General features: G+C 67.9%; 18 protein-coding genes and 1 pseudogene. 10 read left to right on the top strand and 9 right to left on the bottom strand.

The window, feature by feature from the left end; genetic code table 11:
• Nucleotides 1-56 precede the first annotated feature (56 nt).
• Nucleotides 57-899: an alpha/beta hydrolase gene (locus tag AQ619_RS15600; RefSeq protein WP_062149714.1), complete on the bottom strand. Its 843-nt coding sequence runs from the start codon at nucleotides 897-899 to the stop codon at nucleotides 57-59.
• A 226-nt stretch (nucleotides 900-1,125) separates the two neighbouring features.
• Here AQ619_RS15600 and lpdA point away from each other — a divergent pair, with 226 nt between their 5' ends.
• Nucleotides 1,126-2,526, top strand: coding sequence for a dihydrolipoyl dehydrogenase (gene lpdA / locus AQ619_RS15595; RefSeq protein ID WP_062149711.1), 1,401 nt, complete (start codon nucleotides 1,126-1,128; stop codon nucleotides 2,524-2,526).
• Nucleotides 2,527-2,719: 193 nt separating this feature from the next.
• On the opposite strand, the gene AQ619_RS15590 is transcribed toward lpdA, so the two are convergent.
• The 5 genes from AQ619_RS15590 to AQ619_RS15570 all read right to left on the bottom strand — a co-directional run bounded on the left by AQ619_RS15590 (nucleotide 2,720) and on the right by AQ619_RS15570 (nucleotide 8,659).
• Nucleotides 2,720-4,324: a M56 family metallopeptidase gene (locus AQ619_RS15590; RefSeq protein ID WP_062149708.1), complete on the bottom strand. Its 1,605-nt coding sequence runs from the start codon at nucleotides 4,322-4,324 to the stop codon at nucleotides 2,720-2,722.
• On the bottom strand, nucleotides 4,321-4,695 hold the full coding sequence (locus AQ619_RS15585; RefSeq protein WP_062149705.1) for a BlaI/MecI/CopY family transcriptional regulator: 375 nt from the start codon (nucleotides 4,693-4,695) through the stop codon (nucleotides 4,321-4,323). The genes AQ619_RS15590 and AQ619_RS15585 overlap by 4 nt, the downstream gene beginning before the upstream one ends.
• Before the next feature lie 238 nt (nucleotides 4,696-4,933).
• Complete coding sequence (locus tag AQ619_RS15580) at nucleotides 4,934-6,901, bottom strand: methyl-accepting chemotaxis protein (RefSeq protein ID WP_062149702.1); 1,968 nt, start codon at nucleotides 6,899-6,901, stop codon at nucleotides 4,934-4,936.
• Nucleotides 6,902-7,058: 157 nt separating this feature from the next.
• Complete coding sequence (locus AQ619_RS15575) at nucleotides 7,059-7,976, bottom strand: tyrosine recombinase XerC (RefSeq protein WP_166504364.1); 918 nt, start codon at nucleotides 7,974-7,976, stop codon at nucleotides 7,059-7,061.
• 5 nt (nucleotides 7,977-7,981) lie between these two features.
• Nucleotides 7,982-8,659, bottom strand: coding sequence for a DUF484 family protein (locus tag AQ619_RS15570; RefSeq protein ID WP_062149695.1), 678 nt, complete (start codon nucleotides 8,657-8,659; stop codon nucleotides 7,982-7,984).
• A gap of 136 nt (nucleotides 8,660-8,795) precedes the next feature.
• On the opposite strand from AQ619_RS15570, the gene AQ619_RS15565 reads away from it, so the two are divergent.
• Nucleotides 8,796-10,958 carry a primosomal protein N' gene (locus tag AQ619_RS15565; RefSeq protein WP_062149691.1) on the top strand — a complete coding sequence of 721 codons (2,163 nt, stop codon included), beginning with the start codon at nucleotides 8,796-8,798 and terminating at the stop codon, nucleotides 10,956-10,958.
• 88 nt (nucleotides 10,959-11,046) lie between these two features.
• Here the strand turns inward: AQ619_RS15565 and AQ619_RS15560 are convergent, their stop codons facing one another.
• Nucleotides 11,047-11,847 carry a TerC family protein gene (locus AQ619_RS15560; protein WP_062149690.1) on the bottom strand — a complete coding sequence of 267 codons (801 nt, stop codon included), beginning with the start codon at nucleotides 11,845-11,847 and terminating at the stop codon, nucleotides 11,047-11,049.
• Nucleotides 11,848-11,964: 117 nt separating this feature from the next.
• Here AQ619_RS15560 and AQ619_RS15555 point away from each other — a divergent pair, with 117 nt between their 5' ends.
• The 4 genes from AQ619_RS15555 (at nucleotide 11,965) to AQ619_RS15540 (ending at nucleotide 16,185) form a co-directional block, all read left to right on the top strand.
• A complete protein-coding gene (locus AQ619_RS15555) occupies nucleotides 11,965-13,059 on the top strand; it encodes an acyltransferase family protein (RefSeq protein WP_062149687.1) in 1,095 nt (364 codons plus the stop codon).
• A 70-nt stretch (nucleotides 13,060-13,129) separates the two neighbouring features.
• Nucleotides 13,130-13,825: a CHAP domain-containing protein gene (locus tag AQ619_RS15550; protein ID WP_084746087.1), complete on the top strand. Its 696-nt coding sequence runs from the start codon at nucleotides 13,130-13,132 to the stop codon at nucleotides 13,823-13,825.
• Nucleotides 13,826-13,890: 65 nt separating this feature from the next.
• Nucleotides 13,891-14,850 carry a magnesium transporter CorA family protein gene (locus AQ619_RS15545; RefSeq protein ID WP_062149684.1) on the top strand — a complete coding sequence of 320 codons (960 nt, stop codon included), beginning with the start codon at nucleotides 13,891-13,893 and terminating at the stop codon, nucleotides 14,848-14,850.
• Between the two features lie 108 nt (nucleotides 14,851-14,958).
• Nucleotides 14,959-16,185: a pentapeptide repeat-containing protein gene (locus tag AQ619_RS15540; RefSeq protein WP_062149681.1), complete on the top strand. Its 1,227-nt coding sequence runs from the start codon at nucleotides 14,959-14,961 to the stop codon at nucleotides 16,183-16,185.
• A gap of 33 nt (nucleotides 16,186-16,218) precedes the next feature.
• On the opposite strand, the gene AQ619_RS15535 is transcribed toward AQ619_RS15540, so the two are convergent.
• On the bottom strand, nucleotides 16,219-17,079 hold the full coding sequence (locus tag AQ619_RS15535; protein ID WP_062149678.1) for a crotonase/enoyl-CoA hydratase family protein: 861 nt from the start codon (nucleotides 17,077-17,079) through the stop codon (nucleotides 16,219-16,221).
• Nucleotides 17,080-17,191: 112 nt separating this feature from the next.
• On the opposite strand from AQ619_RS15535, the gene AQ619_RS15530 reads away from it, so the two are divergent.
• The 4 genes and pseudogenes from AQ619_RS15530 to AQ619_RS15520 all read left to right on the top strand — a co-directional run bounded on the left by AQ619_RS15530 (nucleotide 17,192) and on the right by AQ619_RS15520 (nucleotide 20,346).
• The gene (locus tag AQ619_RS15530; protein WP_062149676.1) at nucleotides 17,192-17,974 is read left to right on the top strand and encodes an SH3 domain-containing protein; all 783 of its coding nucleotides are present in this window, start codon (nucleotides 17,192-17,194) and stop codon (nucleotides 17,972-17,974) included.
• 40 nt (nucleotides 17,975-18,014) lie between these two features.
• Nucleotides 18,015-18,125: pseudogene (locus tag AQ619_RS19590) on the top strand (hypothetical protein); the annotation flags it as partial.
• Nucleotides 18,126-18,216: 91 nt separating this feature from the next.
• On the top strand, nucleotides 18,217-19,119 hold the full coding sequence (locus AQ619_RS15525) for an alpha/beta fold hydrolase (RefSeq protein WP_062149673.1): 903 nt from the start codon (nucleotides 18,217-18,219) through the stop codon (nucleotides 19,117-19,119).
• Between the two features lie 207 nt (nucleotides 19,120-19,326).
• A complete protein-coding gene (locus AQ619_RS15520; protein WP_166504282.1) occupies nucleotides 19,327-20,346 on the top strand; it encodes an alpha/beta fold hydrolase in 1,020 nt (339 codons plus the stop codon).
• 94 nt (nucleotides 20,347-20,440) lie between these two features.
• On the opposite strand, the gene AQ619_RS15515 is transcribed toward AQ619_RS15520, so the two are convergent.
• Nucleotides 20,441-21,388, bottom strand: a complete 948-nt coding sequence (locus AQ619_RS15515; RefSeq protein ID WP_062149667.1) for a thioesterase family protein — start codon at nucleotides 21,386-21,388, stop codon at nucleotides 20,441-20,443.
• Between the last annotated feature and the right edge of the window lie 133 nt (nucleotides 21,389-21,521).

The following is a 21,521-nucleotide window of genomic DNA, read 5'->3' as shown; positions in this document are numbered from 1 at the left end:
CCACCGCCGACCCTCGAAGGGGCGGGGCCCAGCTATTCATCTGATGGGAGACGCTATCAGTCCGGCCTCGGCCCCGGCCACACCGTCTTGAACGCCTCCAGCGCCGCCGGGTGGTAGATCGTGCTGTGCTGCAATCTGGGCATCGGATCGTAGCGCCAGGTCAGTCCGGCCGGGGCGACCTGCAGCGCCGCCACCACCCTGTCGACCCCCGCCTGCATGGTTGAGCCCTCGTCGCCGATGGTCAGATAGAACCGCCGCTCGCCCGCCGGCCAGAGCGCCAGGTCAGCCGCCGCGCCGCGCGCCAGGCTCTGGTCGTTCCACCACAGGCTGGGGCTGGCGGCGATATAGGCGTCGAACAGAGCCGGCTGTTTCAGGAAGGTCTCGACCACGAACAGGCCGGCCAGGGATTCGCCGATCAGGGCGGTCTCGCCGCTGGTGCGATAGCGGGCCGCGATCCAGGGCTTCAGCTCCTCGCCCAGGAACCGGCGATAGGTCGCCGAGCCGCCGCTGGTCGGGAAGTCACTGCGCTCCTTGGCGACCGTGGTGGGGTGGGTCAGGTCGCGACGCCGATCGACGCCCTCAATCCCGACGACGATCATCTCGCGCCAGGTCCAGGACAGCTCGCCCAGCTGGGCGAGGCCGGCAATATGGGGGAAGTCCTCCTGTTCGCCGCCATCCAGCAGAAAGAGCACCGGATAGGCCTTGGCGGGGCTGCCGGCATAGCCGGCGGGCAGGTGGACATTGATCCGCCGGGTGTCCTTCAGGATCTTCGAGTCCAGGGTCAGGGACTGGCCGATGACAATCGGCCGCCCCTCGGCGGGCGCGGTCTGGGCCAGGGCGGGGGCGGTCGCCAGCAGGGTCAGGGCGAGGACAAGGATGAGGGCAGGGGCGCGAAGCATGGGCGGGAAGCTAGGGCGCGTCGAAAGATCAGGGAAGAGGGCAGGGCCGTCATGCCCAAAGGCCGGATTTCGCACCCTTTTCAGGGTATCCGGCGCCGAAAGCGGGTTTCGTTTTAACCGTTCGCGCTCTAAGGAACTCCCGCCTCCAAAGGTCTGACAATGCGGCCGGCGAGGCCCCATATTCTGTCCGGCGCCGTTCCCGGCGCGTCCTGAAGGCTCAAGATCCATGGCTCAGTACGACGTCGTCATCATCGGGGGCGGTCCCGGCGGCTATAACGGCGCGATCCGCGCGGGTCAGCTGGGCCTGAAGGTCGCTATCATCGAAGGTCGCGGCAAGCTGGGCGGCACCTGCCTGAACGTCGGCTGCATGCCGTCCAAGGCCCTGCTGCACGCTTCGGAACTCTATGACGCCGCGACCAATGGCGAGTTCGCCAAGCTCGGCATCGAGGTAAAGCCCAAGCTGAACCTGCCGCAGATGATGGCCCAGAAGGCCGACAGCGTCGAAGCCCTGACCAAGGGCGTCGAGTTCCTGATGAAGAAGAACAAGGTCGAGTACATCAAGGGCTGGGGCCGCATCGCCGGGCCGGGCAAGGTTGTGGTCAAGGCCGAGGACGGTTCGGAAACCACCCTCGAGACCCAGAACATCGTCATCGCCACGGGCTCGGAGCCCACCCCGCTGCCGGGCGTCACCGTCGACAACAAGCGCATCGTCGATTCGACCGGTGCCCTGTCCCTGCCGGAAGTGCCCAAGAGCCTGGTCGTCATCGGGGCCGGCGTCATCGGCCTGGAGCTGGGCTCGGTCTGGCGCCGCCTGGGCGCCGAGGTCACCGTGGTCGAGTATCTGGACCGCATCTGCCCGGGTCTGGACGACGACACCGCCAAGGTGTTCCAGCGCAGCCTGACCAAGCAGGGCTTCAAGTTCCAGCTGGGTGCCAAGGTCACGGGTGCCAAGGCTTCGGCCAAGGGCGTCGAGCTGTCGTTCGAGCCGGTCGCCGGCGGCGCAGCTCAGACCATCTCGGCCGACTATGTGCTCGTCGCCATCGGCCGCCGTCCGTTCACGGAAGGTCTGGGTCTGGAGACGGTCGGCATCGTGCCCGACAAGCGCGGCGTGATCGCCAATGACCATTTCAAGACCACGGCCCCCGGTGTCTGGGTGATCGGTGACGTGACCTCAGGGCCGATGCTGGCCCACAAGGCCGAGGACGAGGGCGTGGCCTGCATGGAGCTGATCGCGGGCAAGGCCGGCCATGTGAACTATGACCTGATCCCGGGCGTGATCTACACCAAGCCGGAAGTGGCCACGGTCGGCAAGACCGAGGAAGAGCTGAAGGCCGCGGGCATCGCCTACAAGGTCGGCAAGTTCCCCTTCACGGCCAACAGCCGCGCCAAGATCAACCATGAGGGCGAAGGCCAGGTGAAGGTTCTGGCCGACGCCGCGACCGATCGCATTCTCGGCGTCCACATGGTCGGCCCCAATGTCGGCGACATGATCGGCGAGTTCTGCGTGGCCATGGAGTTCGGCGGCGCCTCGGAAGACGTGGCCCGCACCTGCCACCCGCACCCGACCCGTTCCGAAGCCCTGCGCCAGGCGGCCATGGGCGTCGAGGGCTGGACCATGCAGGCCTGACCGGCCTGCCTCAAATCTGAAGCCACGTTCGATCCATCGGACGTGCTGTGGCGGGGTTTCGGCAACGGAGCCCCGCCATTTTTCTGTCCGCTCTCCGGCCGGACGCGGCTGTCCAGCCCCCGCCCGATCAAAGAAAAGGCCCTGCCGGTTGTCCGGCAGGGCCTGAGGGGCGTGGATCGCGTCCTCCGCGCGCTCAGCTCGTCTTGCGGGCCTCCCGGGCCAGATCGTCGGCCTGGCGCTCCATCTGGTCGGCCTGAGCGGGCATGCGCGCCGCCACAGCGCGCAGCTCGGCGTCGGTGACCACATTCCCTCGGGCGCGATTCTCGGCGATCTGCCGGGCGCGGTAGGCGGGATCGCTCAGGCGCACGGCTTCGGTGCGTAGCTGCCGGGCACCCTGGCGGATCTGTTCGGCGCCCAGGGCCATCTGGGCGCGGGCCTCGATCATGTGGCTGGCCACCTCCTGGCGGGCGCGCTCGCCGATCATGCGGACCTGCTCGCCCATGATCCTGGCCTGATCGGCGCGGACACGGGCCTCCTCGCCGGCGACGCGGGCGCTATCGGCCTCGTGGCGGGCTTCCGCGGCCCGGCCCCGGGCCTCGGCCGCAACGGCGCGGGCGTCTGCGGCCACGCGACGCCAATCGGCGGCGATCTGCCTCTTTGTCGGCGGCGGAGGCGGTGGAGGCGGAGGCGGCGGTGGAAACTCCGGGGGGGGAGGCGGCGGCGGTGGCGGGGGCAGTTCCGGCGGCGGCGGCGGGGGCTCCGGCGGTTCGGGCGGCTCCGGCGGCACGGGCCGCGCAGGCGGGGGCCGGGCGATTGTCGCAGTCGGCGCTTCAGCCAGCGCGGGCGAGTCCTGGCGGCTCAGGCCCAGGGCGGCCAGCGGCGTGGCGACCATGCCCAGGGCGGCGATGGTCAGGGCAACGGTGAGGCGGCGGCGGCGGGCAGGCTTGTCGGTCATGATGCAGGCGATCCTTGTCTTCAGCGTGCGGGAGTCGGCAGCCATGGCGGTCGCGGCACGGGGGGCGCTCATGTGAGGGGTCGGGTGGGCGGCTAGCCGGACCAGGGCCCTGGCATAAAGGGTGCGGTCGACGGTCTGGAGCGCGGCGGCGTCAGCGGCCTCTTCCGACCGGTCGGCGAGCACCGCGTGCAGGTGCCAGACCAACGGATTGAACCAGAACAGGGCCAGGGCCAGGCGGGAGAGCACCAGGAAGATCCAGTCATGACGCCGCAGATGGGCCATCTCGTGGGCCAGGATGGCGGGGGCGGCGTGGCGCTCGGTGAGGCTGCCCGGATCGATGAGGATAATGCCGGGCGACACGCCCCAGCTGAGCGGGCTGGTCAGGCGATCGCTGGACACCAGGCGGGGACGGTCGACCGGCGACAGGTGCTCCAGCGGCGCAGACCATGTCGGGCAGGTCACAGGCCGGCCCTGGCGCGTCCAGCGGTTCAGGGTCAGCAGTCCCAGCTGCAGCCGGCCGGCCACGGCGACGACGCCGAGCAGCCACAGGCCGCCGATCATCGGGATGGACGGTGGCCAGAACGGTGCGGGCGCGGCCACCTCGCCGGTCAGGACCGGCAGGATCGGGGCGGGCACATCGGGCGATGACGGCGGCAACAGGGCCAGGTTCATCGCCGGCAGGATGTTCATGATGATCGGCAGGGCCAGTAGCAGGCAGACCGTGGCGCGCAGGATGTCCACGCGGTCGACGGGGCGCTGGGCCAGGAAGCGGGCGCAGGCCAGACCGGCACCGGCGATGAGGCTGGACTTGACCAGCAGCGACAGGAGAAGGCCCGCAGTCATGAGCGCGGCTCCACGGCGCGGTCAATTATCTGCTCCAGGGCGGCGGCCTCCTCGGGGGTCAGTCGCTGGCCCAGGCCCAGCAGGGCGGTGGCGGCGCTGGCGGCCGAGCCGGCGAAGAAGGTGTCGATCATGCGCCGCAGGGCGCTGGCGGCGACGGCCTCGGTCTGCTGGACCGGGCGGAACACGAAACCGCCGGGGCCGCTGGACCGCTCGACCAGGCCCTTGGCCTCCAGGCGCGAGAGCATGGTGCGGACGGCCGAATCGCTCAGCGGGTCGGACAGCGCGCCGCGTACCCCGGCGGCCGTGCTGGCCTCCAGGCGGCAGAGGGTCTCAAAGACCTCGCGTTCGCGGCGGGGCAGGGATTCGATCATGGCGGCCTCCACGACATCGTCGTCGCTACATGTGTAGCGCTACACATGTAGAGAGACTAGGTGTCGCGACGGCGATCCGGATGAATTCGCGGTAATCCGGATGCCTGCCCGGCGGCTGCCGCGCCCCCGCGCGGCCTGACCACAGAAAAAAGCCCCGCCAGTGTCCTGGCGGGGCTCAGTCATTTTCAGGGGAGGAACGCCCCAAGAGGGGGATCTGGGGCGCTTACGCTTACTAGGACTAGAACTCTTCCCACTCGTCGGCGGCCGGCTTGGCCGAGCCTGCGAAGGCGGCCAGCTTGGCCTGGGCGGCGCGGACCGGATTGGCACCCGGACGGCTGCTGGACGAGGCGGGTTGCAGGGTGGGGCGCGTGGGCGGGGCGGCCGGACGGCGGGCGGGGGCGCGAGCCGAGGAGGCCCCACCGCCGCTGACCTGGAAGCGCGAGATCATCTGCATCAGATTGCCGGCCTCGCCCTTGAGGGAGTGGCTGGCCGCAGTCGACTGCTCGACCATGGCGGCGTTCTGCTGGACGGTCTGGTCCATCTGGTTGACGGCGGCATTGACCTCGTTGAGGCCGGTGGCCTGTTCGGCACCGCCGGCAGCGATCTCGCTGACCAGGGCGTCGATCTCGCTGACCTTGGCGACGATGGCCTGCAGGGCCTCGCCGGTCTGGCCGACCATGGCCACGCCCTGACCCACCTGCTGGGTCGAGGTCGAGATCAGGGTCTTGATCTCCTTGGCGGCGTCGGCGGAGCGCTGGGCCAGGGCCCGGACTTCCTGGGCGACGACCGCGAAGCCGCGACCGGCTTCACCGGCCCGCGCCGCCTCGACGCCCGCGTTCAGGGCCAGCAGGTTGGTCTGGAAGGCGATCTCGTCGATGACGCCGATGATCTGGCTGATCGACTGCGAGGACTTCTCGATCTGGTTCATGGCCTCGACGGCGCTGCGCACGACGACGCTGGAGCGCTCGGCGTCCGAACGGGTCGAGCCGACAACGCGCGAGGCTTCGACGGCACCGGCTGACGAGCGCTTCACCGTGGCGGTGATCTCGTCGAGGGCGGCGGCGGTCTCTTCCAGGCTGGCGGCCTGCTGCTCGCTGCGGCGCGACAGGTCGTCTGCGGCCGAGGCGATTTCATCCGAACCGGCACCGATGCTGCTGGCGGCGTGGACGATGGTCCGCATCGCCTCTTCCATCTGGGTGATGGCACCGTTGAAGTCGCTTTGCAGGCGCTGATAGGCGGGCGGGAAGTCGGCATCGACGCGATAGGTCAGGTCGCCGTCGGCCAGCTTGTTCAGGCCTGCGGCAAGGGCTTCCATCACGAAGGCCTGCTCGCGGGCCGAGGCCTCGGCGATCTCCTGGCTGCGGCGACGCTCGGCCTCGGTCTCGGCCGACAGGCGCTGCTGGTTGGCCTCGGCGGAGCGCAGGGCCAGGGCATTGTCCTTGAACACCTGGACCGAGCGAGCCATGGCCCCGATCTCGTCCTTGCGCTGGGCACCGACCACCTCGACGTCCACCGAGCCCTGGGCCAGGGTCTCCATGGTCTTGGACAGGTTCGTCAGGGGCTTGGAAATCTTGTTGTTGCCGATCCAGAGGGCAAACAGCATGGCGGCACCGGCGGAGATGAAGCCGAACAGCACGGTGAAGATGGTGCTGGTTGCGGCGGCCTTCTTGGCCTCCGCGACCATGACAACGGTCTCATCAGCATGGCTGTTGGTGAACTTGCTGACGTCCTTGTTGAGGCTGGCAATGTCCGGATCGAGCACGGCCATGACCATGATCGCGGCCTCGTCGGCGTCCATCAGGGCCAGGTCGGCCCCCTGACGGGCGCTCGAATAGATCTTTTCCAGGCGCTGGCCGAAGTCGGCCACGGTCTTGGCGGCTGCAGGGTCGGCCTTCTTGACGGCGGCGATGCGCTCCTTGGCCTCCTTGTAGGCCGTATCCAGTTCCTGGCTGGCTGCCTGGGCTTCGGGCGAGGATCCGGTATTGGACACCGTGCGATAGGCCGCATAGCCGATGGTCATGATCCGGCGGTTGAAGCGCGAGGCTTCCAGTTCGGCCGGGGCGCGCTCTTCGACGAGAATCCGTTTGGATTCTTCGGCCTTTTGGGCCTGCCAGGCACCCATGCCGACGATGGACAGGGCCACCACGGTCAGGATCACGGCGGGCAGGGCCACCTTGGTCGAAATCTTCAGATCGTCGATATTCATCGCTCGCCTCATGTCCGCAACGCCCGCCAGTCGGAAGACAGGCGCCGGTTCTTGGATCCACAAGCCGTGCGCGCGGTAAAAACGCGGTTAATGCGCGAAAACTGTGAGGAAAATCGCGACAGTCTGCCACAGCGCGGTTTTGACTCACGGCCGACCGTCAGGCGTGGGGATGGGCCCGGGCATAGGCGGCCATCAGGCCGGCGGCGTCGACCTCGGTATAGCGCTGGGTCGTCGATAGCGAGGCATGGCCCAGCAGGTCCTGGATCGACCTCAGATCGGCCCCGGCCCCCAGCAGGTGGGTGGCGAAGGCATGGCGCAGGGCATGGGGGGTCACCCGGTCGGACAGGCCCAGCCGGCCGCGCAGGATCTGGACACTGGCCTGAACGTGACGCGGTGACAGCGGTCCCCCGCGCCGGGCCCGAAACAACGGCTCGTCGGGCGACAGGGCGAACGGCAGGACGGCGACATAGGCCGCGATGGCCTCGCGGACGGCGTCCAGCACCGGCACGATCCGGGTCTTGCCGCCCTTGCCGGTGATGCGCAGGGACTCGCCGAGCGGTGCGTCACGACGTCGCAGGGACAGGCCTTCGGAAATCCGCAGGCCGCAGCCCCAGAGCAGGGTCAGGACGGCCTCGTCGCGGGCCACTTCCCAGTCCTCGCGGTCGGGGTCGGCCCCGATCTCCTGGATCAGGCCGTGGGCCTGGTCTTCGGTGACAGGGCGCGGCAGGCCGACCTTCAGGCGCGGGCCGCGCACCAGCTCGACATGGGGGTTGGGCGTGTTCAGGCGCTGGTCGAGGAAGCGGTGAAAGGCCCGGATCGACGACAGGCTCTGCGACAGGGAGCGCGGAGCCAGGGCGTCCTCGCCGGTGCGGCGGAAGGCCAGATAGGCGCGCAGCTCGGCCGCCGTGATCGCGCCGAGGGCGGCCAGGGTCACCGTCTCGCCGCGATGGCGCTCCAGAAAGTTCAGATAGGCCAGGACGTTGTCGCCATAGGCCCGCACGGTGCGGGGCGAGGCCCGGCGCTCGTGCTCCAGATAGTCATGCCAGGCGACGAGGGCCTGGCGGCCGCTCGTCACGGGGGTCACAGGATGGGCCAGCGCTCGGCGGTGCGCTCGACCACGCGGGCCAGGAAGGCCACCAGTTCAGAGCCCATGTCGGGGGTGAAGGCCTCGGGATCGGAGGAGCCAAAGGCCAGAATGCCCTGGCGCGAGGGTTCCCACAGGGCCATGCGGACCAGGGCCATGCTGCGGATATGGTCCAGCTTGTCGCCGAACAGGCCCAGGGCCGGGGCGTAGAAGCCCATGCGGGCCACGGCATGTTCGCCCATCAGCATGTCGATCTGGCCCTCGATCAGGGCATGCCAGCCGGCCGGGACCCTTCCGGGACCTTCCAGGGCGATGACGCCCGTGGTCAGGGAAAAGCGCAGATTGGCCATTTCGTCGACCCGGCGAGCCAGGTCGGAATGGTTGCGGGCGTCCAGCAGGTCGATGACCGCGGCATGGGTCTGGGCCTGGGCCGAGAAATTGGCGCGGGCCGTGGCCTCGATCTCGCGGCGGACCACGGCTTCGCGCTTGTGGGCGGCGGCAGCCCGGGCCAGGGCGGCGGGGCCAAAATCAATGACATTGCCGCCGTCGACCCGCAGGCCAAGCTCGCCCAGCAGGCTGGTATCGTCGCGGAGGAAATCGGGCTCATCGCGCAGGAAGGCGCGGACCAGCTCGGGATCGACGGGCTTCTTCAAGGCTTGGGTCGCGTCGCTCATCGTCGGTCTTCTCCGCCCCACGGTAATTCCACTCAGAGAGGCGGCATCAAACCCCATATCGGTTAACGCCGGCTTGCGGCGCTGGAAGACAGACCATCTCGACCCGGAAGGGCTTTCGCGGCAGAAGCTCTTTCCCATGCCGCGCATCGCTTCTGTCCTTCTGCCCATGCCGTTGCCGGAGGCGTTCGACTATGCCGAGCCCGAGGGTCTGGGCCTGGCGGTCGGCGATCATGTGACCGTGCCCCTGGGGCCGCGGGTGATTCGCGGGGTGGTCACCGCCCTGCGCGACGGCACCGGCGGCAATCGGCCGCTGAAACCGGTTCTCGAGCGGCTGGACGATCCGCCCCTGCCGCCCGGTGTCCTGACCTTTGTCGACTGGGCGGCGCGCTATGCGGTCGATGTGGCCGGCTGGCCCCTGGCCATGGCCCTGCGCGGCCTGCGTCATCCACCGGCCAGGCCGGACAAGGTGCTGGTCCTGACCGGGACCGAGCCGGCGCGCATGACCCCGGCGCGGCTGAAGGTGCTGGCGGCGGCCCGGGAGGGTCCGAAGTCCGGGGCTGCTCTGGCTGCTCTGGCTGGGGTTTCGGCCGGCGTCGTCAAGGGCCTGGTCGATGAAGGGGCCCTGGCCATCACGCTCATCGAGCCCGACAGCCGTTTTCCTGTCCCCGACCTGACCCTGCCGCCGCAATCACTGAATGCCAGCCAGCAGGCCTGCGCCGACGTGCTGGGCGATATGCTGGGGGAGGGCGGTTTCCAGGCGGCCCTGCTCGACGGGGTGACAGGCTCGGGCAAGACCGAGGTCTATCTTGAGGCCGTCGCCGCCGCCCTGGCCGAGGATCCGGACAGTCAGGTCCTGATCCTGCTGCCCGAGATCGCCCTGACCCAGGCGGTGATGGCGCGGTTCGAGGCCCGGTTCGGGGCGGTGCCGGCCGAATGGCACTCCGGTGTCGCTCCGCCCAAACGCCGGCGCGTCTGGGAAGGCGTGGCCGGCGGCCAGGCCCGGATCGTGGTCGGGGCCCGCTCGGCCCTGTTCCTGCCCTTCCGCAAGCTGCGGCTGATCGTGGTCGACGAAGAGCATGACAGCTCGTTCAAGCAGGAAGAGGGCTTCATCTACCAGGCCCGCGACCTGGCCGTGGCCCGCGCCAAGATCGAGGGGGCCCTGGTGGTTCTGGCCTCGGCCACGCCGTCGCTGGAGAGCCTGTTCAACGCCCAGAGCGGTCGCTATCGCTGGCTGCGGCTCAGCGCCCGGCACGGGGCGGCCCAGTTGCCCGACATCGGCCTGATCGATCTGCGCGAGACCCCGCCCGAACCGGGACGCTGGCTGTCTCCGCCGCTGATCAAGGCCATGACCGTGACCCTGGCCCGGGGCGAACAGTCGATGCTGTTCCTCAACCGCCGGGGCTATGCGCCCCTGGTCCTGTGCAAGGCCTGCGGCGAAAAGATGAAGTCGCCCGATAGCGACAGCTGGCTGGTCGAGCATCGCTATACCGGGCGGCTGGTCTGTCACCTGACCGGCTTTTCGATGAAGAAGCCCGAGGCCTGTCCGCACTGCGGGGCCCGGGACAGCCTCGTCTCCATCGGACCCGGGGTGGAGCGTGTCGAGGAAGAGGCCCGCTTCCTGTTCCCGACCGCCCGCATCGCGGTGTTCTCGTCGGACACCGTGATGGATGCTGCCGCGGCGCGGGCCCTGGTGGCCTCGATGGCGGCGGGCGAGATCGATATTCTGGTCGCCACCCAGGCGGCCGCCAAGGGTCACAACTTCCCGAACCTGACCCTGGTGGGGGTGGTCGATGCCGACCTGTCCCTGCGCGGCGGCGACCTGCGGGCCGGGGAGCGGACCTTCCAGCTGCTGGCCCAGGCGGCCGGGCGCGCCGGGCGGCATGAAAAGCCCGGCCGGGCCCTGCTGCAGACCTATTCCCCGGATCACGCCGTGCTGCAGGCCCTGAAGGCCCAGGATCGCGATGCCTTTGTCGAGGCCGAGTTGCGCATGCGCGAGGAGGCCGGTCTGCCGCCGTTCGGACGCCTGGCGGCGGTGATCGCCTCGGGTCCCGACGGCGCCGCCCTGGACGCCTATGTCGAGGCCCTGGCGGCCGTGATCCCCAATGCCGAGGGGGTGGAGGTATTCGGCCCTGCCGATGCGCCGCTGGGGCTGGTGCGCGGCCGACGTCGCAAGCGGTTCCTGGTGCGGGCCGATCGCCGTGTGGACTTGCAGGGCTTCATGGCCGCCTGGCGCGCCCGGGCCCGGATCCCGAACTCCGTGCGCGTCGTGATCGACATCGACCCCTACAGTTTTCTGTAGGTTCGCGGGGTCCTGCTTGCCCCGGGCCATAAAAAACGCCCCGGACCTTCCGGACCGGGGCGCTGATCGTCTGGTGGATGGGTGGAGCCTAGTGCTCCCCGGCCGCCGCCTTCTTTTTCGCCGCGGCTCGACGCGACATCATGTTGAGCCCTTCGACCGCAGCCGAGAACGCCATGGCCGTATAGATATAGCCCTTGGGCACGTGCATGCCGAAGGCCTCGGCGATCAGGACCGTACCGATCATCAGCAGGAAGCCCAGGGCCAGCATCACGACCGTCGGGTTGTTGTTGATGAAGTTGGCCAGGGGATCGGCGGCCAGCAGCATGACCGTGACGGCCACGAGCACGGCAATGACCATGATCGGCAGGTGATCGGTCATGCCGACAGCGGTCAGGATCGAGTCGATCGAGAACACCAGGTCCAGCAGGATGATCTGGAAGATCGCCGAACCGACATTGGAGATCGCCGCCCCGGTCTTGTCGAGGACGTCATGGCTCTCCTGGTTGGGATCGACCGTGTGGTGGATTTCCTTGGTGGCCTTCCAGATCAGGAACAGGCCGCCGGCCAGCAGGATCAGGTCGCGCCAGGAGAAGGCGGTCTCGAACGACGGCTCGCCGTGCGGACCGGTCGGGCCGGCAATGCCCAGGTCGAACACCGGATGCACCAGGCCGACGATGAAGGCGATGGTCGACAGCAGGACCAGGCGCATGATCAGGGCCAGCGAGATACCGATGCGGCGCACGCGCTGGCGATGCTCTTCCGGCAGCTTGTTGGAGAGAATGGAAATGAAGATCAGGTTGTCGATGCCCAGCACGACTTCCATGACGATCAGGGTGATCAGGGCGGCCCAGGCTGCAGGGTCCACGGCGAGATTAAGGAGTTCGTTCATCGTCCTGTTCTAAGTCTGTTGTCTGGAAAAGCGTCTCGACCCACCCCTCAGTGGGCCCCGTCCATGCAAGGGAACGTGACGGAAGCCCCCCGGGCTTCGCCAAACTGGACCTGAAGTATGCCCGACGCCGCCAATATCAAGTCCCTGACCGCACTTCGGTTCTTCGCCGCCTTCTGGGTGGTGATGTTCCACTATTGGCCCAATCTGGCAATTGGCTTCACGCCGGCCGCGGCGAGCAAGGGCTATCTCGGGGTCGAAGCCTTCTTCACCCTCTCGGGCTTCATCCTCTGCCACGTCTATCTGCAGGACTTTGGCCAGGGCAAGTTCCGCTATGGTGCCTTCCTCTGGAACCGCCTGGCGCGGGTCTATCCCCTGCATCTGGCCACCCTGGCGGGTGTCGGACTGATGGCCGCCGTCGCCGGCCTCGCCGGCATCACGGTCGGCAACAACATCGTCTCCTGGGAAGCGCTGCCGGCCAACCTGCTGCTCGTCCACGCCTGGGGCTTTGCCCCGGTCGCGGGCTGGAACCATGCCTCGTGGTCGATCTCGGCCGAGTGGTTCGCCTATCTCAGCTTTCCCGTCTTCGCCCTTCTAGCCTGGCGGCTGCGCAAGCGGCCGTTCCTGGCGGTCGGCCTGGCCCTTGGCCTGATTGCCATCCTCTATCCGGCCTTCGAGCGGCTGGCCGGCTTTCCGCTGACCGCCGCCACGATCCATTGGGGCGCGCTGCGGATCGTGCCGTGTTTCGCCTATGGCTGTGCCTTGCATGCCCTGTGGCGGTCAGGATCGATCCCGGGCCGACTCGCCGGGCCCGGCGCCGCGATCCTGGGTGCCGTGGTTCTGGGCACTGTGCAGTTCGGGGCCCCCGATATGGTTATTGTTGCGGCTTTGGGCGGCCTGATCCTGATGCTGGCCAGCCTGACCGCGAGTGGTTCAAGTTTCGGCAGCCAGAGCATTCTCGTCTATCTGGGTGAGATCAGCTACTCGACCTACATGATCTGCATCCCCTGGAAGATCGTAGCGGTCAATGCGGCCACAAAACTGCTTCAGATCGAAGGCGATAAACTGCCCCTGCTGATCTGGATTTTCATTGTTGCCGCCCTGGTTCCGCTGTCGTCGATATCTTACCACCTGATCGAAAATCCTGCCCGGAATCTGCTGAAAGCGTGGGCGCAGCGTCGCGGGCAGCCAGGTCCAATTACGGTCGGCGCCTAAGAAACACTCTTTTCACATGTCGCTGTCAGGGTTACTGCTTCGCCGAGTGACACGCGGGAGCGCCCACAGCATGACGAAACGGACGAGGACCCTCTGGGGTTCCATCGCCGCTGCCGCCATGATCAGCCTGCTGCCCGTTTCCGGGGCCGTGGCTGATGGCTATTGGCAGTGCGTGCCGTTCGCGCGTCTGATGTCCGGCATCCAGATCTTCGGTGACGCCCGCACCTGGTGGGGCCAGGCGGCCGGCAAGTATGACACCGGCTCGGTGCCCAAGATCGGCTCCGTTCTCTCCTTCAAGCCGACCGGCCGCATGAATCTCGGCCACGTGGCCTTTGTCAGCCAGGTCCTTACTGATCGCGTCATCCAGGTCACCCACGCCAACTGGTCGGTGATGAACGGGGCCCGCGGTCAGGTCGAGCAGGACGTCACGGTCGTCGACGTGTCGCCGGCCGGTGACTGGACCCAGGTCAAGGTCTGGTACGACCCGATCCGCGACCTTGGCACCACCGTCTATCCGACCCACGGCTTCATCTATCAGAACGCCCAGGCCACCAAGATCGCCGTGGCCACCAGCAAGCTGGCCCTGGCCCAGGACGCTGCCGTGTCCCTGGCCAAGTCCGCCGCCAACCAGGTCGCCGCCTCGGTGCGCGCCTCGCCTCTGGACCTGATCAACCAGGCCGCCGACTCCACCGACCGGATCGCGGCCCTGATCGCCGCCGCCTCGGGTGGCCAGGCCGAAGACGACAAGCCGGCCGCTCCCCGCTAGAGCCCGCTGATTGACGGCAGCGTCGCGCTGGGCCATTCCCGGCGGGTGACGAGGCTCGCAGACCCATGCTGAGAATTCTGCGCCTTGGCGCGCCAGGCTTCGAAAACGCCGATGCCGGCCGCGACTGGCGCATGCCCGACGATGCGGTGTGGATCGAACTGGTCGATCCGTCCCGCGCCGAGGAAGTGTCGGTCGAACAGTCGATCGGCCTGCTGCTGCCCACCCGAGAAGAAATGGCCGAGATCGAGGCCTCGTCCCGGCTCTATCAGGAGGACGGCGGTACCTTCATGACCGCCACCATCCTGGTCAATGCCGACGGCGACCTGCCGACCGCCGCGCCGGTGACCTTCGTTCTGACCGGTCAACGCCTGGTCACGATCCGCTATGTCGAGCCGCGCGCCTTTGCTGTGTTCGCCGCCCAGGCCGAGCGCCAGCCCAGCTTGTGTCCGGGCGGGGCCCAGACCTTTCTGGGCCTGCTGGACGCGATCATCGACCGGACCGCCGACATCATCGAACGGACGGCCAGCGAGGTCGAGGCCCAGTCCCGGGCCATCTTCAGCCGGCCGCGCGGCGGGGCCTTCGAGCAGATCCTCAACCGGCTGGGTCGCGCCCAGAACATCAATTCCAAGGCCCGCGACAGCCTGGTCAGCCTGGCCCGCCTGCTCAGCTTCGCCTCCCTGGCCGAACAGTTCGAGGGCGACCGTGACCTGCGCGATCACCTCAAGTCCCTGCAGCGGGACGTGCAGTCGATCACCGACCATGCCAGCTATGTGTCGAGCAACATCACCTTCCTGCTCGATGCAGCCCTGGGCCTGATCAACATCGAACAGAATGCCATCTTCAAGATCTTCTCGGTGTTTTCGGCCGTCTTCCTGCCGCCGACCCTGATCGCCGGCGTCTACGGCATGAATTTCGAACACATGCCGGAGCTGCGCTGGATGGAAGGTTATCCCATGGCCCTGGCCATGATGGCCGCCGCCGCGATCGGTCCCCTGCTGTGGTTCAAGCGCAAGGGCTGGCTCTAGGCCTTTGATCTGGAGCCCTACGCGTTTTGGGTTCGGCCCCGGTGGACTGCACCTTTCCTTAAAGCCGGCACGGCATGATCGGCTTTCCGTAGAGACATCCACCGACTCATGTCCGCCGCCGCCAGGCCCAGTCTGATCCGATCCCTGCATGCCTCCGCCGTGAAGGAGGTTGTGGATTCGCATGCCCGGTTCCTGAAGGGGCTGCCGGCCGGCCGCCGCGCCAATCTCGCCTATGTGAATCTCAACAATTACAATTTCGAGGGCCGGGACCTTTCCGAGGCCAATCTGACCGGGGCCCTGCTGGGCGGGGCCATGCTGGCCCGCGCCAAGCTGACCCATGCCACCCTGTATGGGGCCGATCTGCGCGACGCCGACCTGCGCGAGTGCGACCTGACCCGGGCCGACATGCGCGGGGCGTGCCTGCGCGGGGCCAATCTGTCCGGGGCCAATCTGTCGGCCTGTGACCTGCGCGAGGGCGTCACCGCCGTTCAGGATGACACCAAGGGCCTGCGGATTCTCAAGCATGACACGCGGCCGGGCGAACTGGACTATGCGCTGCTGAACGGTGCCAACCTGTCCGGGGCCCAGATGTCGGGGACCTTTGCCCGGGCGGCAGACTTCAGTGACGCGGACCTGACCGGCGTCAGCCTGCAGGGCGCGAAACTGGCCAATGCCCGCATGGACGGCGCCGATCTTTCCGGGGCCAACCTGCACAAGGCCGACTTGTCCAAGGTCTCGCTGCGGCGGGCGATCCTGGTCGGGACGGACCTCAGCGGGGCCAATCTCGAAGACGTCGACATGAGCCTGGTGCTGCGCGCGCCGCCGCCGATCATCTATATCGACGATCTGCCGCTGCATGATGTGCTCGAGGCCCATGAGACCTTTGTCCGGACCGAGGGCCGGGAGGGCCAGATCGCCAGGGCCGAGACCGTGGATTTCCGGCCCCTGCGCCGCCTGAAGAACCGTCACCTCACCGGCCTGTTCGCGCCTGGAGCGGTGTTCTTCGGCATGGATCTGGACGGGGTCGAGCTACAGGGGGCCAATCTGATGGGCGCGGACCTGCGCGGCGTGAAGCTGCGCAATGCCGATCTGCGCGGTGCCCGCCTGGTCGGTGCCCAACTGGCCAAGGCAGACCTGACCGGAGCCAAGCTGGGTCCCCTACAGATCGGCGAGGAGCGCTTTGCGCGCACCGACCTCAGCCGGGCCGTGCTGCGCAACGCCAACCTGACCGGGGCCAGCGCGCCGCGTGCCCGGTTCATCGAGGCGGACCTGACGGGGGCCCGCCTCACCGGCTGTGACCTGACCGGCGCAGAACTGCCGCTCGGGGTCGGCTGACAGGCCTCCCCGAGAGGGGGGAGGCCCTGATCGCTACATCCGCTTTTTCAGCGGCAGCAGGTCGGGGAAGTCGGCCGGACGCTTTTCCATCTTGGCCCGGAAGGCCTCGGCCATGTGCGAGCCGGCGAACATGCCGGTCTGCCAGGTGGCGATATAGTCCAGGCCGTCGGCGATGGTGTGATCGCGGGCATAGTTGATCATCACCTTGCTGCCGGCCACGGCCAGGGGCGACTTCTCGGCGATCTCGCGGGCGGCGGCGAAGGCATGGGCGACCAGGGCCTCATGGCTGTCGAACAGCTCGTTGACCAGACCGATGGCCATGGCCTTGCCGGCCGGCAGGCGACGCCCCGTATAGGCCAGCTCGCGCACCCAGCCCTCGGGGATCAGCTTGCACAGGCGCGGGAAGGTGCCGACATCGGCGGTCATGCCGATATTGATCTCCTGGATGCAGAAGAAGGCGTCGTTGGTGGCATAGCGAATGTCGCAGGCGCTGATGAAGTCCACCGCCCCGCCGATGCAGCCGCCCTGGATGGCGACGATAACCGGCATCCGGGCCCGGTCCAGGCAGCTGAAGGTGTTTTGCAGGTGGTGGACATGGTGGCGGAAGCTCTCGCCGGCCACATGGCGGTCGCCGCCGCGCTCTTCGGTAACGCCCTCGCCGTCGGTGAATACCGACAGCTCCATGCCAGCCGAGAAGTGCTTGCCGGTTGAGGTGATGACGATGCAGCGCGCCAGGGCGTTGTCATCGATATGTTTTACAATTGCGGGAAGCTCATTCCAGAAGGCCCGTGTCATAGTGTTCATGGCGTCGGGGCGCTTGAGCTGGATGTGCGCAACGCCAGCCTCGATCTCGACCTTGAAACACGTATAGTCTGCCTGATCGTGGGCGCTCATCACGTCCTCCCTTATCGTTGATAAGGGACTATCTCGCGGACCGGACGCGGCGCCAACAGTGACTTTGCGGAATGCGGCCGTATCAGCGTCGGCCAAGACAGAGGGAAGACCCATGAAGACCACCTCCGCCCTGATCGCCATCGCCGCCCTGGCCGCGACCAGCCTGGCCGTTCCGGCCCCGGTCCTGGCCCAGTCCAAGGGCCTGGGCAGCCTGTTCTCGTGTGAAGGCTCGGGCAAGAAGCAGGAAGGCGGGGCCCTGATCGGCGCGGCCGCCGGTGCCTTCATCGGCAGCAAGGTCGCCAAGAACGAAAAGACCCTCGGGGCCCTGGTCGGCGCGGCCGCCGGTGCGGCGGCGGGCTCCTATATCGGCTGTCGGATGCAGTCGACCGACACCGCCCTGGCCCAGCAGGCCACCAAGAAGGCGCTCGAAACCGGCCAGCCCCAGACCTGGAGCAATGCGCGCACCGGGGCCTCGGGCCGGATCGACGTGGTGTCTTCCAGCTATGGTCCGCCGGTCGACAGCCGCAATCTGCGCTTCGCCCAGGGTGTGCAGTCCGTGCCCAGCTATGACGCCCTCGGTGGCCGCTATGCCTCCAGCGGCAACTCCAACCTTCGGGCCGGCCCCTCGGCCAAGGCCGCCCTGGTCGGCAAGCTGACCCCGGGCCAGACCTTCGATGCCCTCGGCGCCACCCCGGGCGGCGGCTGGGTCCTGGTCGGCCAGAACGGCTATGCGGTCGGCTATGCCGCCGCCTCCCTGGTCCGCCCGGTTCAGGTCGTCGCGGCGTCGTGCCGGGTGATCGACGCCTCGATCTCGACCTCAGGCCAGCGTCCGGCCACCGAGCGCTACAGCGCCTGCCAGGACAATCGCGGTGAGTGGCAGCTGACCCAGGCCTAGAGCTCGGACAAGCCCCCTCTCCCATAGGGAGAGGGTTGGGGTGAGGGGTTACGGCGTTCGACGGAGTGCCGGCACGTCGTTTGGCGGCGTAACCCCTCACCCTCCCACCGCTTCGCGGCGGGCCCCTCCCTCTCCCTCTGGGAGAGGGCTCAGCCTTCGTCAGGGGCGCGGCGTCGGGCACCATGGACGAAGGCGAAGCGCAGGCCTAACCTGAGGTTCGAGCCGCAAGAAGGACCTCGCCGATGGATGCGGCCGTGTTTCGCCAGCCCCGCAGACGCCTGATCGCCATCGACAGCCCGGCTGGGCCCGGCGAGATTGCGGCCCTGGAGTTCGGCCCACAGGACCGGGCCATCGACGTGATCTTCGTTCACGCCAACGGTTTCAACGCCCAGACCTATAACAGCCTGCTGGCCCCTCTGGCGGCGGGCCTGCGGATCCTGGCCATCGACCAGCGCGGCCACGGGGCGACGCCGCTGGCGGCCCGGGCCGAGGGGCGGCGCTCCTGGCATGACCTGCGCGATGATCTGGTTGCCCTGCTCAAGGCCCTCGACGGTCCGCCGGTGGTGCTGGCCGGCCATTCGATGGGCGGCACGGTCAGCCTGCTGGCCGCCGCTGCCCGGCCCGAGGCGGTCAAGGGCCTTGTCCTGCTGGACCCGGTGATCATGCCGCGCCTGGTCGCCCTCTATGCCCAGGCCCCCTGGACCTCCGGGGCCCTGTGGAAGCAGATGCCCATCGCCCAGGCCGCCGCGCGCCGCCGTGCCGTCTTCGAGGACCGCGAGGCGGTGGTCGCCGCCTATACCGGTCGCGGGGCCTTCAAGACCTGGCCCGAGACCATGCTGGCCGACTATGTCGACGGCGGCTTCGTCGATCGCGAGGACGGCAAGGTCGAACTGGCCTGCGCTCCGGCGTGGGAGGCCTCGAACTATTCAGCCCAGGCCCACGATCCGTGGCGGGCGATCCGCAAGGTCACAGGGCCGGTGCGGATCCTGAAGGCCGAGCGCGGCTCGACCTGCCGGGCCGGCGACGGCTTTGCCCGTCGAGGCAGGGACGTGGCGATCGAGACCGTGGCCGGATCAAGCCACTTCCTGCCGATGGAGCGTCCGGATCTGGCGCGGGATGCGATCTTCCGGATGGTGACGGGGTAAGGGGCTGACGGGCTGCCGCTGATCTTTCCTCCTCCAAAGGGAGAGGGAAGGGCCCGCGCGTTGGGGGGCGGGCTCATTTACCTTCCCGACCGATCCAAGAGTTTCTGAACACTTGCTTGCTGGCATACGAGCTTCGCTTGCTGAAAATGCTAATTTTGATCTGCCGGTATCGCTGATTGTACTCGAAAGCCGAGAGGGGGCTTGGACTTGCGTAGCATCGTATTTGCCGCCGTCGCTCTCATGGGCGTCGCCCCGAGTTCGATCGCTAGTACAGCCGTTCATCCAGCCCAGCAGCAAGCTGCCCCCTCCACGCCCAGGACCACATTCATCACGACTAGCGACGGCGTGCGGCTGGAGGTGCTGGACTATGGCGGCCAGGGTTCGCCCATCCTGCTGGCTTCCGGCGGCGGCATGACAGCCCATGCCTTTGATCAATTCGCCCCGCGCTTGGCCGCTCGTCACCGTGTCTTCGCCTTTACCCGGCGAGCGCTGGGTCAGTCGGATACTCCGCCACAGGACCCGGGGAACTACACACTGACCCGCCTGACCCGGGACGTCGTCGAGGTCCTGGATGGGCTGAAAATTGAGAAGGCGACGTTGGCGGGCTGGTCGTTCGGCGGCGCGGAGATCAGTGGCGTCGCCCACCATTTTCCCGAACGGGTCTCGGCGCTGGTCTACTTGGATGCGGCCTATGCTTATGTGTTCTATGCGCCTGGCAACGCCGCGCCCGACGCCTCCAACATCGAGATCGACCTCGCGGACTTGCGCGACAAACTGCAGGCGGCTCGTTTTGGTTCCAAGGAGGACGCCGCCCGCATTTACGACGAGGTCCTAGCTAAAGACCTTGCGGATTTGGCGACGGACGTCCGGGCCGCCGCTGAGCGTAGGCGACTGCTTTCCAAAGGACTGGCGGAGGGCCCGCCAGCGCCGCTCTCGAAGTTGATGACCCGCCACAACATGGAGAAGTTTCCAGCGATAACCGGTATCCCAATACTAGCCATCTTCTCGATACCCGGTGCCTTGCTGGATCCGACCGCCGACCAACGCGCCGACGAAGCGTTGCAACTGAAGTGGCTCAACGAGCAAATCGATCGCTATCGCGCCGCGCATCCGGCCGCTCGTGTCCTAACGATCGACGGTGCCGACCACGACGTTTTCAATTCCCATCCGGAAATCGTCCTGCGGGAAATCGAGACCCTTCTGAACCGGTCCGAGGCGTCGCGATAACTCGGCATCGAGGTCCGCCACCCACCCTTCACTGATGCTCGCAATACGCTCTTCGAGGGCCGGCTGCGGACCGCGCCTGTAACCACCCCCGCGCCTAAAGCGCCAAGCCCTCCAACGAAAACGCCTTCAGGGCCGCCTGGGCCGCCGGGGTGATCGGTACGGCCTTGCGGGCGTCGAGGTCGAAGGTGACGGCCACGGCTTCCGAGGTGGCCCAGGGCGCGCCGGTGGCCGGGTCGACCATCCAGTGGACCATGCGCATGGTGCGCGGGTCGGAACCGATCAGGCCGGAGCGCAGCTCGACCCGGTCGCCGGCCTGGGGCCAGGCCAGATAGGCCAGACGATATTCCAGCACCGCCCCGCCGAACCGCGTCGGCCTGTGGTCGGCATGCTCGACGATCGCGTCGCGGAACGGGCCGATGAAGCTGCCGATGCCGTCGGAGACCCGGCCGATGAACTGTTCGGTGCGCATGCGGCCAAAGACGTCGCATTCGGTCGGCGACAGGGCCCCAAGTCCGATCCGCTTCATCCCCAGGGTCTCGGCACGGGCCAGGCTGGCAGTGGGGGTGAAGGGCGACAGGTCGATGCTGCGGGCGCGGGCCTTTTCCGGCACCTCGACCATCAGGGCTGCGGCCCGTTCGCGGGTGATCTTCGGCCAGGGGAAGACCTCGCCCTCGCGCGGGGTGGCGTGGACCACGGTGGTCTGGAAGGTGGCGGCCAGCTCGCCGCTGGCCGAATGGACCAGCAGCTGCAGAAGCCTGGCCTCGGTGTCGGTGATCTCGATCACCCCGCCCAGCATGTGCAGGGTCGCGCCGGCATGGGCCTCGCGCAGGAAGCGGACGTGATGTTCCTTCACCAGCAGGGTGGCATTGGCGTAGGGCGTGAAGGCGTGGGGCAGGCCCAGTTCCGCCGCCAGCCCGACCAGACCCTCCATGGCGCGGACGATATAGTGGCGCACATTCATGTGCCCCATCTCGTCGCAGTCCCAGGTATTGACCCCGCCGCGCCAGATCTCGACGCCGGGCAGGGTCTCAGCGGTCGTCATGGGCGGGGTCTCGGCGGGTTGAACGGTTGTTTGAGCCTAGCGGGGTTCGTGCGGCCTAGGCAATCACGCGGATCATCTTCCCCCTAAGGGGGAGGAGCGCGCAGCGCGGAGGGGGCGAGTCATCGCAAACTCA

The sequence above is a fragment of the Caulobacter henricii genome (assembly GCF_001414055.1).
Classification (GTDB): Bacteria; Pseudomonadota; Alphaproteobacteria; order Caulobacterales; family Caulobacteraceae; genus Caulobacter; species Caulobacter henricii.
Note: the sequence above shows the minus strand (reverse complement) of the source record. Positions and strands in the feature narration are given on the sequence as shown.

Excerpts from the sequence above, each read along its gene's own strand:
- AQ619_RS15600 (WP_062149714.1), bottom strand. The coding sequence starts at position 899 with ATGCTTCGCGCCCCTGCCCTCATCCTTGTCCTCGCCCTGACCCTGCTG.
- lpdA (WP_062149711.1), top strand. The coding sequence starts at position 1,126 with ATGGCTCAGTACGACGTCGTCATCATCGGGGGCGGTCCCGGCGGCTAT.
- AQ619_RS15590 (WP_062149708.1), bottom strand. The coding sequence starts at position 4,324 with ATGACTGCGGGCCTTCTCCTGTCGCTGCTGGTCAAGTCCAGCCTCATC.
- AQ619_RS15585 (WP_062149705.1), bottom strand. The coding sequence starts at position 4,695 with ATGATCGAATCCCTGCCCCGCCGCGAACGCGAGGTCTTTGAGACCCTC.
- AQ619_RS15580 (WP_062149702.1), bottom strand. The coding sequence starts at position 6,901 with ATGAATATCGACGATCTGAAGATTTCGACCAAGGTGGCCCTGCCCGCC.
- AQ619_RS15570 (WP_062149695.1), bottom strand. The coding sequence starts at position 8,659 with ATGAGCGACGCGACCCAAGCCTTGAAGAAGCCCGTCGATCCCGAGCTG.
- AQ619_RS15565 (WP_062149691.1), top strand. The coding sequence starts at position 8,796 with ATGCCGCGCATCGCTTCTGTCCTTCTGCCCATGCCGTTGCCGGAGGCG.
- AQ619_RS15560 (WP_062149690.1), bottom strand. The coding sequence starts at position 11,847 with ATGAACGAACTCCTTAATCTCGCCGTGGACCCTGCAGCCTGGGCCGCC.
- AQ619_RS15555 (WP_062149687.1), top strand. The coding sequence starts at position 11,965 with ATGCCCGACGCCGCCAATATCAAGTCCCTGACCGCACTTCGGTTCTTC.
- AQ619_RS15550 (WP_084746087.1), top strand. The coding sequence starts at position 13,130 with ATGACGAAACGGACGAGGACCCTCTGGGGTTCCATCGCCGCTGCCGCC.
- AQ619_RS15545 (WP_062149684.1), top strand. The coding sequence starts at position 13,891 with ATGCTGAGAATTCTGCGCCTTGGCGCGCCAGGCTTCGAAAACGCCGAT.
- AQ619_RS15540 (WP_062149681.1), top strand. The coding sequence starts at position 14,959 with ATGTCCGCCGCCGCCAGGCCCAGTCTGATCCGATCCCTGCATGCCTCC.
- AQ619_RS15535 (WP_062149678.1), bottom strand. The coding sequence starts at position 17,079 with ATGAGCGCCCACGATCAGGCAGACTATACGTGTTTCAAGGTCGAGATC.
- AQ619_RS15530 (WP_062149676.1), top strand. The coding sequence starts at position 17,192 with ATGAAGACCACCTCCGCCCTGATCGCCATCGCCGCCCTGGCCGCGACC.
- AQ619_RS15525 (WP_062149673.1), top strand. The coding sequence starts at position 18,217 with ATGGATGCGGCCGTGTTTCGCCAGCCCCGCAGACGCCTGATCGCCATC.
- AQ619_RS15515 (WP_062149667.1), bottom strand. The coding sequence starts at position 21,388 with ATGACGACCGCTGAGACCCTGCCCGGCGTCGAGATCTGGCGCGGCGGG.